Here is a 16,165-nt window from a genome sequence, read left to right as displayed (position 1 = left end):
ACTTATTATTTGGCCAATCTGGTAACTTTTTTTATCTTAAAATTAATGTCTACAGTTTTATGGGTATCCTTCTTTTTCTTTGCTTCATAAAGAAAGAGTTAGCATAAAGAATAAAGAAAATGATAAAGAGGAAGATGACCACTGATGCAATCGACACCCCCGTTTGAAAACTCTCCTTATTATTGAGTACATCCAATATATCCTGGTTATACGTCAGTGATGAGAAGGTGAAATGGACCATTACACCAGTAATCATGGCAAACAGATAAATCGTATAAACACGGAAATTGCGCTGAACGTTCCGGAACGTCATATTCAGTAAGTTCAACTTTGATTCCCTCCCATGGCACTCTGGATGTGAAGGATTCGATCAAAGAAGTCACTTTGACTTTGGTCACCTTTATAAAGCTCGTTTACGATTCCTCCATCACGCAAGAAGATAACTCGTTTACAGAAGCTTGCTGCATAGGAGTCGTGTGTAATCATGAGAATGGTCGTTCGAAACGTTTCATTTAAGCTCGATAACTGTTCCAATAATTGTGTTGCCGCTCTCGAATCAAGTGCGCCTGTAGGTTCATCTGCAAAGACAATCGCAGGGTTTGCAATAATTGCGCGCGCGGATGAGGCCCGTTGTTTTTGACCGCCTGAAACTTCTGTAGGGTATTTATCCTGGATTTCTTCAATATTCAATGCCTGAATGACTGGTCCCAGCCGTCTTTCCATCTCATCCGTAGAAAATTTCCTCAATGAAAGGGGCAGGAGAATGTTCTCTTTAATCGTTAAAGTATCAAGCAAGTTGTAATCTTGAAAGATGAACCCCATGCGTTCTTGGCGAAATGTACGCAATGCTTTTTTGTTTAAATCCAACAGGGCCTGTTCTTCAAGCCAGACCTCCCCGCCAGAAAATTCATCAATTGTCGAGAGCACATTCATCAGTGTGGTTTTTCCCGAACCGGATGGCCCCATAATAGCCGTAAATTCACCCGAAGTAATGGTAAGGTCAATATTTTTTAAAACCTGTGCTTTTCCATAGGATTTTGATAAGTTTTTAGTTTGTAATACTTTTTTCAACGTAAATCTCCTCTACATACTATAAAATTCATCCCTTTTCCCACCATAGATGTAAGAGGAAGTAAGATAACAATTTTGTCACATTACAATTTGAATATGTAAAATAAAAGTGTGAACAGTGAATGTAATAAATGGATTTCCCTATAACAATTATGCATTTTCAGCAACTTGGTAGCATAAAGAGGGATTAGTGAATCTCAGCAAAAGGGGATTAAATTGTAAGATAAAGAATAAAAACAAATTTTCTACAAAGAATACTTCTATTAATTACAAGTTAGGAGTGTATATATGGAACAAACACTTTATGAAAAAGTCGGCGGGGAAGAAGCGATAGCAAAAGTTGTGGACTATTTTTACTCCGAATTGGTTCTTAAGGATGAGACAGTTAATCATTTTTTTGAAAAAACGGATATGGAAAAGCAACGCCGTCATCAAACAAAGTTCATTAGTTTTGCATTAGGTGGTCCAAAACAATATTCTGGACAATCCATGGCAAAAGCACACCAAGGATTGAATCTGCAACCAGAACATTTTAATGCCATTGTAAAACATCTTAACGATGCACTAGCTCACTTTGGAGTGAATGAAGCTGACATAAATACAGCTCTATCTAAAGTTGCTACACTAAGAGATGATATCTTGCATAAATGATTGTTATTGAGCTATCAGGTGCTTTGCAAAGGTGAGCTGACTAGCAGCTCTCCTTTGCAACCAAATTAATAGTAATAATATATTAATGGATTAGAAAAAATAGTGTTAAGGAAGGAGGGATTGCGAATGTCTATGAAAAAGCGGGTAACAGGATTGGCCATTGTGCTTGCAATGTTTGTAGTTGTGACAAGTCTAGGCTCACTCGGCGTATTTGCCGAATCCGGTGTTGTAGCTCAGCCTACGGTGAAATCGATTGAGGTAGAGTTGAACGACGATTACTTTAATCCGGAAGTCATCACTATTCCGAATGGAACAGCCACAACGTTGATATTGAAAAACAAAGGTACAAAAGAACACACCTTCACAGTGGAGAAGCTCGGAATTGACGCCGAGGTCCAGCCGGGTAAAGAAAAAACCATTACCGTGCAACCGAAACAGCCCGGTACATATGAACTGACATGCCGGTACCATTTCCAGGAGGGAATGGTTGGGAAAGTAATAGTCAAATAAAAGGCAGGGCCAATAAGGCCTTGTTTTTTTATTTATTAAGCTATTTTTTCATTACACAGGAAATTGATGTTTGGATGATTAATAATTGTTCCACCTCTAATAAATGGTAATATAATGTATCGTAACGTATAAACCAAATGGAAGGAGGTGGAAAGGTGTATTTTTTTAAACCTATTTCTGATGAGGTTCGTTTATCTCAAATAGTATTCAATAAACATAAAAAAACGATGAAGCTCATTTTAGGGTCTATTTTTGCCTGTATTGCTGCTATTCTACAGGCTGCTGCTGGCTTTTTACCAGGTATAGGATATTTTATAAGTCCGCTAGCCACTGCACCTATTCTGTTATGTTCCATGTTTTCCATTCCATATGGAGTGATGACCTACCTTCTGACAATTATGTTGTTATGCATCCTACAGCCCACTGAACTGATTGTATTTCCTTTTACAACAGGATTGTTAGGACTTGGCATAGGGGCATCTTTTTACTTCTTTAGGAAGAGATTAAGTATTATCGCTGCTGGCGCAATTCTTTTAATGTTAGGGATTATGAGTCTAATATTTATTTTTCACTTTCCAGTTTTAGGTCCAGCAGTCTCTGTTTCCTTTTCATTTCTTATTACTGGCTTCTTATTTGCTTTCATTTATAGCTGGTTATGGGTTGAAATTGCTTTAATCATTTTTAAAAGATTAAAAATGATTATAATTTAGTGATTCCCCATCACTCACTTGATTTAAATTTGGATTCATAAGAGAATTATCAAGAATTAATTCATGGAACAATTTCAAAAACAGTACCCTGGTTGAAATCAGTCACTTTCATAGAGCCATAAACCCCTAAATATAATCTGCTTTGATCCAGGTTCGTTCCCAAATTAACATAATAAGCTGATTGAGACCCAAAATCATAATCGGTTTGTATCACACTAAAATCATTTTGTTCACCATTTGGTCTAATGGTGGTATAAGCTAGAGCCCCTCTAACCTGAGGTTGAGATTCTTTCCGGAAAAGATCCGTAAACACAACGCTTCCTGTTAAACCAGGGATGCTTTTCCCCATATATGCTTGCACTCCTGTAAGTGCAGTTCCTTCAAACTTATCGTGTCTGTTATCTTTATGAAAATAACTAGTTAAAGGCTGAAGACGACTCCCTGAAAGTGATACTGCTTCATTGTAATAAGCAATTGTTTTTTCATCCGAATTCTGATTTTCAGTGCAGCCTTTTATAATCGAAGCAGGAAAAGCACCTTCCCAACCTCGCCAGCCAAAGTTAATAAATCCTTCTTTGTCAGGTTCAGAATTCATGAAAGAAGCTTGAATAAGCTGAGTAACCGGCATTGGTTTATAATGAACGAATGAAAAAATCGACTCGACCAAATTCTGGCCGACATTTCCCGCATATTTAATATACTGATTATAAAACCTTTGAAATGAAATGCCTGGTATATTGCGAACACCTTTGGCCATTACCATGAGTGCTTCCTGAATGGTTGTGGGAAGTTCATTGAAACGTGTGACAATGGGTGGATCATTGACGTACATATTCTTACCTACATCAATTTCAATTATTTTACCAGCTATTTCCAGATCATCCTGACTTAAGTTAAATGGGTCATGGCCTGATCCACCATCTCCGGTTGTTAAAACAAGTTTTCCTGTTTCAGGTGAAAAGTTTAAACTATTGACCCCATTATGATTTGAAAATGGTCTTCTTAAGTTGAGTAATGTCCGTCGTTTTTGGGGTTGGCCATTCGATTGTAAAATCCATTCTTCAATTGTATCAATATGATCATATTGTGTTTCTCTATTTATCCACCGTAGGTTTAAAGTCTTGGGATCACATGGATCAGGCTTAAAAGATTCAGGAAGAGCACCTGGTCCTTGTGTTCCAGCCACTGAATAATGAAGATAAAACAGACCGTTATAATAAAAATCGGGATGAAACGCTAGCCCTAGCAATCCCCGTTCATCATATCCGCCACCAGAAGCACCTAGTTTCAGGATTCGCGGGCGAATATCCAAAAAAGTCCTTATATCTCCATTTCCTATGTAAAAGATCTCTCCTACCTGGGTTGCCATAAATAATCTTTCAATTGAGTCACCTGGAAGTATGGTTGTTTTCAAAACAGTAGGTAAATTTATTTTACTTACGATGGGCCGTAAACCAACCTTGACTTTTATCAACTGACTTTGCACCCCTTCTTATTGTTTTCTTTGTATAAGAATATGATTAGAGCTGTCCATTAGTACCAAATTAGGCCGGGGAATCTGATAAGGCATTACACCATTTTCTGCACGAGCGTAATTAAATGGGTAGAAAAATGGGAGCCTTTTTAAATAAAACTGTATTTATTGCCAGTCAAAATCTTAACAGATTTCTAAATGTTAAGCCGTATGAGTATTTAAAAAAGATATGCATGTACTGGGTTAATTTAATAATTATTATATGAAATATAACAAAAAATCACGGTCCCTTTATACGGATATAAAATTCAAGAGTTATTCTTAATTTACATCTAGAGGGAGGGATCGGAAATTGTCAAAATTTCAGGCCATATCTTCTTTGTTCATCTTGGTATTCATCATCATTTTCGTAACTTATAAAATCTCAGCATACTCATCCAATCATTCCACAACGAACCATTCCACATCCAAACGCTACATTCAAGTACATTTGTTAGGAGTTAATGATTTTCACGGCCAACTAAACAAATATCAAATGGTTTCAGGAACCATGGCAGGTGGGGCTGAATACCTGTCTGCCCATTTAAAAGAATATAAACAAGAAAACCCAAATACACTACTTGTTCATGCAGGTGATATGGTAGGAGGAAGTCCTCCAATCTCTTCTCAATTTAAAGACGAACCGACGATTGAATTTTTAAACCTTCTGCACTTTGATGTCGGGACACCTGGAAATCATGAATTGGATCAAGGCGTAAATGAAATGAAACGCCTTATTTATGGAGGATTCAATAAAAAAACAGGCTATTTTCAAGGTGCCAATACTTCTTACAGTTCTGCAAATATAATCGATGGAAAGTCGGGTACTCCCTTGTTACCTCCGTATGTTATTAAACAAATTGACGGAATTAATATTGGATTTATCGGGGTGGTCACAAAAGAGACCAACCTGTATGTGACACCTGAAAATCGAAAAGAAGTAGAAATTACGGATGAAGTTACAGCTATTAACCGATCCGTTAAGATTTTAAAGGAAAAAGGGATTAAAGTGATTGTTGTATTGGCACATGACTCAGCTAAATCAGATAAGGCAGGAGCAAATTCCAGTGGAGCTTTAGTGAAGATGGCTCCAAGAATCGATGATGAGGTCGATGTCATTTTTGCGGGTCACAGCCATGAATATGCCAATACCGTTGTAGCCGGTAAACTGATCGTTCAAGCTTATTCTAATGGGAAAGCCTTTTCTCAAGTAAATCTTGAAATTGACCCACATTCTAAAATTATCGTTAAGAAACAAGCAAAGATTATTGTCACTTCACATCATCATATAAAACCGGATAAAGAAACGGTTGCCCTTCTAAATAAATACAGAAAAAGATTGGGGAGCCATTTTAATCAGATAATAGGACAAATGCCTGAAGAAATCAAACGAAATCAAGATGCAAACGGTGAATCCCCATTAGCGAAAATGATTGCAGAATCTGAGCGGGAAGCCATGGGGGTAGATATAGCTTTTGTCCATCAAGGCGAAATGCGGAAAAGTTTTAAAAAAGGGGAGGTCACTGTAGAAGACCTTTACACAGTCTTGCCTATGGGTCATAGTGTCAGTAAGTTAATCTTAACAGGAGACCAAATAAAACTTGCTTTAGAACAGCAGTGGGCGAAAGATTATGAAAATAGGCTGCAAACGGTTGGTTTAACGTATAATTGGGACCCCGAAGCTCCAATTGGCAACCGCATTGTTGCGTTGAAAGATATGAAGGGTCAAGAGATTCAGGCAAGCAGCGAATATGAAGTGGCAGTTAGTAATTATTTAGCTTCAGGCGGTGATAACTTCACTGCATTTGAACAAGGCAGACTCGTAGAATCCGGTCCGCAAGTTGTCACTGCACTAATACGCTATATCCAACAGAAGTACCCTCCCCATTCATTGAAAGAATGAAGGGGAAAATACAAGGACTTGCATAAGTAAGTGAGCCCAAAAAATTATATTTTCGACTATTGTTAATTTACTCTTTCAAAGGAGTTGCTTCGGCAGCTTTTTTTCTTATGGAATAAAAAGGTGCTGTCCGGTTTGTAAAATTTAGAAAAATAAAAAATATATTATTGACTTATGTCTGAGGTGTTATGTATTATGTATACATAACACATATGAGGTTTTAGCCAATCATGTAGATTTAAATTGTTCATATTGTAAAGACTTATCAAAAAGGACGGATTAATATGGCAGGAATTCATTTAAAACCAATCGAAAAGGAAAGAACAACACAAGATAAAGTTTATAATCAAATAAAAAAAGCAATTTTATTTGGTGGTATTACCAGTGATGAAATATTTACTGAAGTTCAATTAGCGGAAAGGTTAGATACTTCAAGAACTCCGGTAAGGGCAGCTATTCAAGATTTGGTGAAGGAAGGATTACTTGTTTCCATACCAAGGAAGGGTTTAACTGTAAGAAAGATTACACCAGAGGAACAGGATGAAATCTTTTTACTAAGAAGTGCAATTGAAGTTGAATCGGTGAAAAAACTAACAAAAGAAATGACATCACCTGAAAAGCTGAGGTTACTTAAATTAATTCTGAAGCAACAAGAAGAAGCGTTGCAAAACGATGATGCTATTAGTTTTATCAGGCTAGACCATGAGTTTCATCTCTCGCTGACAAGGCTAGCAAACTTCACTATAATAGAGCAAGTTTTGAACAATCTTCATAACCTTACTCAGCTTATGGGTTTAAAAGCAGTCAGTAAACTTGGGAGAATGAAAAATGTTTTAATGGAACATACTCAGATTATCCAGGCTTTAGAGGAGAAAAATCCGGAACTGGCTTCACAGGCGATTTTAAACCATTTAGAAAAAACAAAAGAAACATTGATTATGGTTGATAATTCCTGATTTCTATCAAATGCTTGAAGGGGGGTGCTCCTAGTAAAAGGCAGTTTATTAATCTTTAGGAAAAAAAAGGGTTTAGAATCAACTTCAGACTATGAAGTTGAAGCAAGGTTAAACCGATTCTTTTTTTCACGTGTAGAGCAAAGCCTTGGAGAAATTCTTCCGAATGCTTTTTCCTGGGTTTTTGCTTAGATAGTAAGCCTTATTGTTGAAATAGTAAGAGAACAATCTATAATTCATTGGAAATGAAAGCGTTTACTCATCGATCCCGATGTTAATGTTCATAGGTAAAGAGTAAAGGTATAAAGGAATAATGATTCGATATGGAATGTCATTACCTACCTTAATTACAGATTGGAATTGGCAAAACCTTTAATGTATACACAATACATAATACATAACACGAAATACAATTAAGGTTCGCCTGTTAAATCGTTTCTTGTTTTTAAAACATGTACTTATTCAAACATATAGGAGGAATCAGGTATGGTTAGAACAGGTAAAGAATATTTACAGTCATTGAAAGATGATAGGGCAATCTACATAAATGGGGAACGAGTACAGGATGTGACGACCCACCCAGCTTTTACAGGAATTACACATACCATTGCAGGTTTATACGATTTAGCATGGGATGAATCTCAGAATATGACATACAAAACTGAGGACGGTACACTAGCAAATAAAATTTATATGATTCCAAGGAGTCGGGAAGAACTTAAAGATAGAAGATTGGCGATTTCTAAATGGTCTGAAGCAACATGTGGATTTGTCGGAAGAAGCCCTGATCACGTCGCCAGCTTTTTGGCTGCTTTTGCCAGTTCACCCGATGTGTTTGATCGTGGAGGAGAAGGTTATGGGAATAATGTTTTGAATTTCTATAAACATGTGCGAGATCAGGATCTATATGTAACATACGTTATTATTCCGCCACAAATCGATCGAAGTAAAGCAGCTCATGAGCAGGAAGATAAATTTCTTCCAGTTGGAGTGTACGAAGAAAGAGAGGACGGAATTATTGTTCGAGGTTCTCAAATGCTCGGTACTGCATCAGCAGTATCAGATTACTTATTTGTAAGTTGCCTTACACCACTCAGACCTGGTGATGAAGATTATGCTTTGTCTTTTGTACTGCCGATTCATGCAAAAGGATTAAAATTTTATGCGAGGCCTGGTTATGCTGAAAAATCTCCAAGCACATTTGATTACCCATTGTCCTCTCGTTTTGATGAAAGTGATTCATTAGTTGTTTTTGACGATGTATTCATTCCTTGGCAAGATATTTTTGTTTACAAAAATATTGACATCGTGAGAGCTCAGTTCCATGAAACACCAGCTCACGTATTAGGCAATAATCAGGCGCAAATAAGATTTAGCAATAAATTGAAATTTTTGATTGGTGCTGCTCGAAAAGTTTCTGCTATGAATGGAATTGATAAAATCCCTTCAGTCCAAGAGAAGTTAGGGGAACTTGCTTCTATTGCGGCTTCTGTAGAAGGTAATCTCTTAGCTTCTGAATATAATTGTATCATCGACAAAAACGGTGTGGCACGACCGAATCCACGTTTTCTCTATGGTGTAGTAGGTCAACAGGAAACTATATATGCTTCCACTATTAAAATTTTACGGGAGTTATGCGGTGGAGGTGTTTTACAATTACCATCTTCATATAAAGAACTCATCAATCCTGAAACGAAAGATGATATGTATCAATATATACGTTCTACGGGAGTTGGGGCTGAGGAGAAAATTAAACTATTTAAGTTAGTATGGGATATCATTGGTTCAGAATTCGGTGGCAGGCATCAACAGTATGAAATGTTCTATAATGGTGCACCTTTTGTCACGAAAGGCTTTTCATTTAGAAATTACGGCTATGATGAGCCGGTTCAAATGGTGGATAAATTTTTAGGAAGCTATTCACTTCCCACTCAGGTGGAAGAACTAATATAAAAAAATATAAATAAAAGGATGTTGCAGAAATGAAAATTGCATCAATACAATTAGAGATTAAAGATAGCGAATCTAAATCTGCTCGCATAGATCGTGTGGAGTCAATGATTGATGGATTAAAAGGACAAGATTTAATAGTTTTACCAGAAACGTGGGCAACAGGGTACTTTTCTTTTGATCGTTATATTGACGAATCAGAAGAATTGAATGGGGATTTTGTCCAACGATTCTCCTCAAAGGCTAAAGAAGTTAAGTCATATATATTTGCAGGTAGTTTTATAGAAAAAAATAATGGAAAATACTACAACACAAGTGTTCTATTTTCTCCGGATGGGAAACTTATAGGAACCTATCGAAAAATGCATTTATTTCGTTATGGTTCAAAAGAAGGCCAAATATTGACGAGAGGAAATGAAACAACTGTAGTCGATACAGAATTCGGGAAAGTTGGCTTATCAACTTGCTATGATTTGCGATTTCCTGAATTGTATCGTGCTGAAGTGGATTTAGGAGCAGAGTTACTTCTTGTTACATCTGCTTGGCCGCATAGAAGGCTGGAGCATTGGAAATTATTCAATTCAGTTCGAGCATTGGAAAACCAGTGTTTCTTGATTTCGAGTAATTGTGTTGGTAATACTAATGACGTCCTTTTAGCTGGTCATAGTCAAGTGGTTGACCCATGGGGGATTGTTGTGGCTGCTGGAGGAGACGAAGAAACTATTATTAAAACAGAGATTGATCCATCTCAGGTTACTAAGATTCGAGATGTATTCCCTAATTTGAAGCACCGAGTTTTGGATAGAAAGGAGGAATTCAGTTGATAAATATTAATGTTTGTGGAAGAAATATTGTCGCAGACCCTAAACGATTACTTATTGCCGGCTATACGGGAAAAGACCAGGAATCTGTAAAAAAACATATTGATGAATTGAAGGAGATCGGCGTACCGGCTCCTCCACAAGTTCCGATGATTTACGATCTTTCAACAAATCTCATTACGACAAATAACTCAATTTCAGTTATTCAAGAAAGCAGCAGCGGAGAAGCAGAAGTGGTCATCATGAAAATTCAAGGGAAATGGTATTTAGGACTTGGCAGTGATCACACGGACCGCGGGCTTGAAAAAGTGTCTATTCAGAAATCCAAACAAGTATGCAGCAAACCTATTTCAACACAATTTTGGCCTTTGGATGAAGTAAAAGATCGATGGGATGACATTGAAATGAGAAGCTGGATGATTGTTGATGGGGTGAAAAAAGAGTACCAAACAGGCAAGCTGGGAGAATTCTTGCATCCTGAAGACTTGCTCAAAATAATCGAGGAACGTGGATATGATAGTGAGGATATGATTGTGTTTTGCGGAACATTACCGATTAAAAATGGTGAATTTATTTATGGGGAAGCATTTTCAGCAGAATTATATGATCGTTTAATAGATAACAAAATTCAATTGTATTATCAAGTTCATATTTTAGTGGATTCGGAGGTTGTTTGAAATGGAAAAATCAAAAATGAAAATTGATAGAAAACCAGAATTAGAATTTGTTGAGTATAAAACCTTTGAGGCTGTTCCTTCAAAAACTGTAAAAGGTGCATCTCAACGAATTATTGCACAGATTCCAGATACTAATGTAGCAACTCGAATTCTTGAACTGGAGGCAGGTACTGATACATCCCCTGATGGAGTCCAAGTCCATGATTTTTGGGAAGAATTATATATTATAGAAGGATCCTTAATTGATTTACGTCTAAATGAGGAATTTACAGCAGGAATGGTTGCATGCCGTCCTCCAGGGATGGAGCATGGTCCATGGAAATCAACTAATGGTTGCAGGATTTTCGAAGTTCGCTATTATGCAGATCAGAAAAAAGAAGAACATGAATTTGTCGATCATAACACTTTTGAAGCGCAGCCTTTTAGTAAGGTTAAGAGCCTTTCTGAAAGAATCATTGCTTCTGACCCTACTACAGGAGTCGCTACAAGAATTCTTCATAACGGTCCAGGGACAGATACTTCTCCTAATGGGGTGCAAGTCCATGATTTTTGGGAAGAATTATATATTATTGAAGGATCTTTAATAGATCTACGTCTAAATGAGGAATTTACAGCAGGAATGGTTGCTTGCCGTCCTCCTGGGATGGAGCATGGCCCATGGAAATCACCGGATGGCTGTAAGATTTTCGAGGTCCGTTACTACTCTAAGGTACAATAAACAGATATGTTTTGAAACGAATAAGCTCCTGCATATACGAATATGGTAATCCATCAAATGGCTTCTCGTGACATTAAACAACGAGGAGCCATTTATCTCTGATACATTCTTACGCAGGAACCCAATGCGAATGCTCAAATTGATTATTGGGGTATTTAAGTATCTGAATATTCCGTGTGATAGATTATGTATACAGAGTTCATTACGAAGAAACTCTAATCGTTAAGCAATGAGTGCACATTCATGAAAAGTTCAATTGTTGACTTAAAATGTACGTCATTAATGGTTGATGGGTCCACCGTACACCAGTGTTACACAAAATAATATCGGCTAAACATTTTAAAAATCATTATCTTGATGACGGAGAAGGTGAAGCAGGTTGGATGTTTTCCATTTAGCACATCCACTAGAGGGATCCCTATATCCAAGGGAGCCTCACGTAATGGCATTAGGTTTTTTTGACGGTGTTCATTTAGGTCATCAATCTCTGTTGAAGCAAACCAAGAGAATAGCCGAAAAGAAAAATCTTAAATTCACGGCGATGACCTTCGATCCACATCCAAATGAAGTAATCAAATTGGAGAAAGATTGGAGATATTTAACTCCCCTAGCTTTAAAGATTGAAAGAATGGCTGCTATAGGAGTGGACAAGCTTTTTGTCATAAAGTTTAATTTAGCATTTGCTTCCCTTCAGCCATCTGAGTTTATTAAACAATATGTTTTAGGTCTTCAAGCTAAACATATAGTGGTAGGATTTGATTTCACCTTTGGAAATAAAGCTCAGGGTACTGTTGATTATTTACAAAAAGTGAGTAAAAACAACCTCTTTGATGTAACCGTCATTTCAAAACAGGTACATAATGGCGAAAAAATAAGTTCAACTTTAATTAGAAAAATGGTAAGGGATGGAGATGTCCACCTCGTACCCTACTATTTGGGACATCATTTTGAAATTAATGGGGTCGTTTATAGTGCAAATAGACATAAACATGAGAAAGAGACAAATATGGAAATCTATATTGGGAATAAGTATATCCTGCCAGCACCAGGCTTATATCGTGTAGAAATCAAAAACGACAACAAATCTTGTCATGGGAAATTTATAAGATATGGGTGCAGCAAGAGAAATGATGAAATAAGCGGTCAAATTATAGAAATGCTGAAGGGAGGTGTTGTGGAAGAATTGACTGTTAAATTCATAAAACAGATACCTTTCGAATCAATGTTTAAGTATAGTTCAAATTTTAAGGAGGTTATAAAATGATGGATGATAGAAATTTTAGAAATGCGATGGGGAAATTTGCAACAGGAGTAACAGTCATTACAACACTTTTAGAAGATGAAGCACACGGTATGACGGCGAATGCTTTTATGTCAGTTTCACTTAATCCAAGAATGGTCTTAATATCCATAGGCGAAAAAGCTAAAATGCTAGATAAAATTAATGAATCTGGAAAATTTGCTGTAAATATATTGTCAGATGCTCAAAAAGAGTTATCCATGCATTTTGCGGGGCAGATTAAAGAAAACCGTCAGATTGAATTTGGCTGGATAAATGAACTGCCAGTAATTAAAAATGCTTTAGCAAATATCGTATGTAAGGTCCATAGTAAACAAATGGCTGGGGATCATACACTCTTTATTGGAGAAGTAACTGAACTCGTCGTTAGCGAAGGAGCACCACTAGCCTTTTATGAAGGGAAATACGCCGAAATACTCAGCTAATCTGTTTATATCAGGATTTTTGTAAAGGTTTGATCATTAAAGTTGAAAACGATGATCCTGTTTCGTATTAGTTAAAAAGACCGTAAAGCATTCTTGAAAAAGCGCTTTTGTTTTGTTAAGGAGGGGAATTCATGCAAAGCAAAAATAAGACAGCCGTCAGATCAATGGACATCCTTAATCTTTTTTTAACGCACTCAAAGTTAAGTTTTAATGAAATCGTACATTTTTCAGGGATACCGAAAACATCTGTTTATCGAATGGTAATGTCACTTGAAGAGATGGGTCTTCTCGCTAAAGATAGAGATGGAAAATATTTACTTGGCCTGTTATTTCTTCAGTTTGGCCATTTAGTAGCTGAACGCTTCGATATTCGGCAGGTAGCTTTGCCGATAATGCAAAAACTTCATGATAAGGTAGGGGAAGCCGTTAATCTCATCGTACAAGACGGCAAAGAGGCAATCTGCATCGAAAAACAGGATACAAAACAGCGTGTAAGGCTTAATACGGCAATTGGCCGGAGAACACCGCTGTATGCCGGAGCGTGTTCTCGTGTCATTCTCGCTTTTCTGCCGCAGTATGAGCGGGAACAATATTTAGAGCAAATAGAACTGAAGTCGATTGCATCTGGAACAATTACTGATAAAGAGAGACTTCGTATTCTTCTAGAAGATTCTCGAAAAATGCAATTTACGATCAGTCACTCGGAACTTGAAAATTATATATCTGCGGTAGCTGCTCCTATTTTTAATTACAAAGGTTATATCATTGCGGGCATTAGTGTTGCTGGTCTTGAAGTGAATTACCAAAACGAGTTGTTGCCTCCATTGGTTGAAAAGGTTAAGAGTGCAGCACTCGATATTTCACGGGAATTTGGGTATAACGATAAACATCTTTGTTTAGGCTAATATATCCACGGTTGATAGACAAATTGCGATTATCGGCTTTTTCACCAGAACGATTAGTGCCTTATTGAAGGTATTTATATAATGTATTGTGGATACACAACACATTATACTGAATACTTACGAGTCTGATTAACTGCATGTTCAAGATTAATATAAGGCACAAAGTAAACAAATAGCAGGAGATCAGACTCTCTTTATCGGGGAAGTAACATAGTACGTTATTAATGTTGGTGCACCATTAACCTATTAATAATCAGCAAGCCATCCACATCCAAGAACCCGCATCCAGGAAGTAACTAATCCGGAGGTGTGTTAAATTGAGTGGGAAAAAGAAACTGGACAAGAAATCACAAAAGATATTATTTGCAAGTTTACTTGGCAGTACCATTGAATTTTTTGATTTCTTTCTTTATGGAACCGTTGCTGCACTTGTATTTAATAAACTGTATTTTCCTAATGATGATCCGTTTGTAAGTTTATTGCTTGCTTATGCTTCATTTGGCATTACATTTTTTATACGACCTCTTGGTGGGCTTGTTTTTAGTCATTTGGGAGACAAGTTTGGCAGGAAAAATACTCTTGTGCTTTCACTTTTATTAATGGGAATTTCTACTGTATGTATTGGACTACTTCCAACATATAGCATGATAGGGCTTTGGGCACCAATCCTTCTGGTTTTTTTTCGTCTCGTTCAAGGGATTGGACTTGGCGGGGAATGGGGAGGAGCAATACTCTTAGCGGTTGAATCTGCACCTAAAGAAAGACGTGGCTTTTTTGGAAGCTTTCCTGCAATGGGTATCCCTCTTGGGATGTTACTTGGGACATTCTCCATTTCATTAATGAGTTTACTTCCTGAATCACAATTTCTTTCATGGGGATGGAGGGTTCCATTTGTCCTAAGTGCGATTTTAGTAGTTATTGGTATCTGGATAAGGAAAGGGATTGAGGAAACATCGGCCTTCAAGGAAGAGAAAGAAAAAGGAAACGTCGTAAAAATCCCACTATTTGAGACACTGCGATATCATTGGAAAGCTGTTTTAATTTCTTTAGGAGCAAAATGTGTTGAAGTGGGCCCATTCTACTTATTTTCCACATTTTTCATATCCTATGCTACAGAAACACAAGGTTTTTCAAGGACTACAGCTTTAAATGTAGTTACTGTTGCAACAATCGTTACAGCGATTTGCATGCCATTTATGGGAATGTTATCTGATAAAATTGGCCGTAAACGTGTTTTTCTTATTGGTACTATCGGAATAACGCTTTTTGCCTTTCCATACTTTTATTTATTTTCCTTACAATCCACTCCTTGGTTATACGTTATTTCAATAGTGGGCTTAGGAATACTGTGGCCTCCAATTGCGGCGACTATCGGGACAATGTTTACTGAAATGTTTAGTACGAATGTTGGTTATACAGGAATAACGCTTGGTTATCAAACAGGCTCTGCATTATTTGGTGGAACTGCCCCAATGATTGCGACTATATTAGTAGGCACCTACAATAATTCTTGGATTCCGCTTGCTTCATTTTTAGTATTTCTTTGTATCGCATCTCTTATCTCAGTATTATTTGTCCGAAGTAGTCAAAGTAAAAGTAATCCTTTCTCTGAAAAAAGGACAATAGACGATAAGGATACAGATAATCAAATAAGCGGGTAATGAATAGTCTTTCTAAGAGGGAAAATAGATTGATCTTTAAAAATGGTGACGTTTACACAGTTAATGAAGAGCGAAGTTGTACGAGAGCGGTTGGGATAGGGAAACCTTCCAATATCGCTCTCTTTCAATGAAGTCTCTTTGAAGTGTTTACGGTAGAAGGCACCAAGTAGACTATGTTCGGGCGATGGCATTATGATAACTTTGCCATTTGATTTTTCCTTTATAAATGACTTAATGAATAGATATTTCTTAGATATCGGAAGAGTGAGAGCCGAGGACTGCTAGCTGAAGAAGAAAAGTATTGAATAATGGGTTGCCATATCCCGTCCCTGACGACTGATTATGCAATATTAAATAAATGATGTAGAATTGCATAAACCTATTAATTCATTAAATAATC

General features: G+C 37.0%; 16 protein-coding genes. 13 read left to right on the top strand and 3 right to left on the bottom strand.

Going from position 1 to position 16,165, the window contains the following annotated elements:
- Positions 1-49: 49 nt before the first annotated feature.
- Complete coding sequence (locus tag ACSR9O_RS03710) at positions 50-328, bottom strand: hypothetical protein (RefSeq protein WP_101224301.1); 279 nt, start codon at positions 326-328, stop codon at positions 50-52.
- Positions 325-1,071: an ABC transporter ATP-binding protein gene (locus tag ACSR9O_RS03705; RefSeq protein WP_491723929.1), complete on the bottom strand. Its 747-nt coding sequence runs from the start codon at positions 1,069-1,071 to the stop codon at positions 325-327. Before ACSR9O_RS03705 ends, ACSR9O_RS03710 begins: the two co-directional genes overlap by 4 nt.
- A 288-nt stretch (positions 1,072-1,359) precedes the next feature.
- Here ACSR9O_RS03705 and ACSR9O_RS03700 point away from each other — a divergent pair, with 288 nt between their 5' ends.
- From ACSR9O_RS03700 to ACSR9O_RS03690, 3 genes are all read left to right on the top strand, one after another.
- Positions 1,360-1,722 carry a group I truncated hemoglobin gene (locus ACSR9O_RS03700; RefSeq protein ID WP_101224300.1) on the top strand — a complete coding sequence of 121 codons (363 nt, stop codon included), beginning with the start codon at positions 1,360-1,362 and terminating at the stop codon, positions 1,720-1,722.
- Positions 1,723-1,848: 126 nt separating this feature from the next.
- Positions 1,849-2,232, top strand: a complete 384-nt coding sequence (locus ACSR9O_RS03695) for a cupredoxin domain-containing protein (protein ID WP_491723928.1) — start codon at positions 1,849-1,851, stop codon at positions 2,230-2,232.
- Between the two features lie 155 nt (positions 2,233-2,387).
- Entirely contained in the window at positions 2,388-2,942 is a 555-nt protein-coding gene (locus tag ACSR9O_RS03690; protein ID WP_491723927.1) for a hypothetical protein, read from the top strand.
- A 61-nt stretch (positions 2,943-3,003) separates the two neighbouring features.
- Here ACSR9O_RS03690 and ACSR9O_RS03685 read toward each other — a convergent pair whose 3' ends face one another.
- Positions 3,004-4,416 (bottom strand): PQQ-dependent sugar dehydrogenase, encoded by a 1,413-nt coding sequence (locus ACSR9O_RS03685; protein ID WP_491723926.1) that lies wholly within the window; start codon positions 4,414-4,416, stop codon positions 3,004-3,006.
- Positions 4,417-4,768: 352 nt separating this feature from the next.
- Between ACSR9O_RS03685 and ACSR9O_RS03680 the strand changes: the two genes are divergently transcribed.
- The 10 genes from ACSR9O_RS03680 to ACSR9O_RS03635 all read left to right on the top strand — a co-directional run bounded on the left by ACSR9O_RS03680 (position 4,769) and on the right by ACSR9O_RS03635 (position 15,765).
- Positions 4,769-6,358 (top strand): bifunctional metallophosphatase/5'-nucleotidase, encoded by a 1,590-nt coding sequence (locus tag ACSR9O_RS03680; RefSeq protein ID WP_491723925.1) that lies wholly within the window; start codon positions 4,769-4,771, stop codon positions 6,356-6,358.
- Between the two features lie 281 nt (positions 6,359-6,639).
- Positions 6,640-7,311: a GntR family transcriptional regulator gene (locus tag ACSR9O_RS03675; RefSeq protein ID WP_260356824.1), complete on the top strand. Its 672-nt coding sequence runs from the start codon at positions 6,640-6,642 to the stop codon at positions 7,309-7,311.
- Between the two features lie 483 nt (positions 7,312-7,794).
- Positions 7,795-9,261 carry a 4-hydroxyphenylacetate 3-hydroxylase family protein gene (locus tag ACSR9O_RS03670; protein ID WP_230177240.1) on the top strand — a complete coding sequence of 489 codons (1,467 nt, stop codon included), beginning with the start codon at positions 7,795-7,797 and terminating at the stop codon, positions 9,259-9,261.
- A gap of 29 nt (positions 9,262-9,290) precedes the next feature.
- The gene (locus ACSR9O_RS03665; protein WP_491723924.1) at positions 9,291-10,082 is read left to right on the top strand and encodes a carbon-nitrogen family hydrolase; all 792 of its coding nucleotides are present in this window, start codon (positions 9,291-9,293) and stop codon (positions 10,080-10,082) included.
- Entirely contained in the window at positions 10,079-10,756 is a 678-nt protein-coding gene (locus ACSR9O_RS03660; protein WP_491723923.1) for a DUF2848 family protein, read from the top strand. The genes ACSR9O_RS03665 and ACSR9O_RS03660 overlap by 4 nt, the downstream gene beginning before the upstream one ends.
- 1 nt (position 10,757) lies before the next feature.
- Positions 10,758-11,474: a cupin domain-containing protein gene (locus ACSR9O_RS03655; RefSeq protein ID WP_101224292.1), complete on the top strand. Its 717-nt coding sequence runs from the start codon at positions 10,758-10,760 to the stop codon at positions 11,472-11,474.
- A gap of 442 nt (positions 11,475-11,916) precedes the next feature.
- The gene (locus ACSR9O_RS03650) at positions 11,917-12,738 is read left to right on the top strand and encodes an FAD synthetase family protein (protein WP_260356828.1); all 822 of its coding nucleotides are present in this window, start codon (positions 11,917-11,919) and stop codon (positions 12,736-12,738) included.
- The gene (locus ACSR9O_RS03645; protein WP_230177434.1) at positions 12,738-13,199 is read left to right on the top strand and encodes a flavin reductase family protein; all 462 of its coding nucleotides are present in this window, start codon (positions 12,738-12,740) and stop codon (positions 13,197-13,199) included. Before ACSR9O_RS03650 ends, ACSR9O_RS03645 begins: the two co-directional genes overlap by 1 nt.
- A gap of 131 nt (positions 13,200-13,330) precedes the next feature.
- A complete protein-coding gene (locus tag ACSR9O_RS03640) occupies positions 13,331-14,104 on the top strand; it encodes an IclR family transcriptional regulator (protein WP_260356829.1) in 774 nt (257 codons plus the stop codon).
- Between the two features lie 317 nt (positions 14,105-14,421).
- Positions 14,422-15,765, top strand: coding sequence for an MFS transporter (locus ACSR9O_RS03635; RefSeq protein WP_230177246.1), 1,344 nt, complete (start codon positions 14,422-14,424; stop codon positions 15,763-15,765).
- Positions 15,766-16,165: the final 400 nt, after the last annotated feature.

The sequence above is a fragment of the Peribacillus sp. B65 genome (assembly GCF_058513295.1).
The sequence above is the reverse complement of the archived record's forward strand: the minus strand, read 5'-3'. Positions and strand labels throughout refer to the sequence as shown.

Bases quoted from the DNA above. Each gene is read 5' to 3' on its own strand.
- ACSR9O_RS03700 (WP_101224300.1), top strand. From the start codon at position 1,360: ATGGAACAAACACTTTATGAAAAAGTCGGCGGGGAAGAAGCGATAGCA.
- ACSR9O_RS03695 (WP_491723928.1), top strand. From the start codon at position 1,849: ATGTCTATGAAAAAGCGGGTAACAGGATTGGCCATTGTGCTTGCAATG.
- ACSR9O_RS03675 (WP_260356824.1), top strand. From the start codon at position 6,640: ATGGCAGGAATTCATTTAAAACCAATCGAAAAGGAAAGAACAACACAA.
- ACSR9O_RS03670 (WP_230177240.1), top strand. From the start codon at position 7,795: ATGGTTAGAACAGGTAAAGAATATTTACAGTCATTGAAAGATGATAGG.
- ACSR9O_RS03665 (WP_491723924.1), top strand. From the start codon at position 9,291: ATGAAAATTGCATCAATACAATTAGAGATTAAAGATAGCGAATCTAAA.
- ACSR9O_RS03655 (WP_101224292.1), top strand. From the start codon at position 10,758: ATGGAAAAATCAAAAATGAAAATTGATAGAAAACCAGAATTAGAATTT.
- ACSR9O_RS03650 (WP_260356828.1), top strand. From the start codon at position 11,917: ATGGCATTAGGTTTTTTTGACGGTGTTCATTTAGGTCATCAATCTCTG.
- ACSR9O_RS03645 (WP_230177434.1), top strand. From the start codon at position 12,738: ATGGATGATAGAAATTTTAGAAATGCGATGGGGAAATTTGCAACAGGA.
- ACSR9O_RS03640 (WP_260356829.1), top strand. From the start codon at position 13,331: ATGCAAAGCAAAAATAAGACAGCCGTCAGATCAATGGACATCCTTAAT.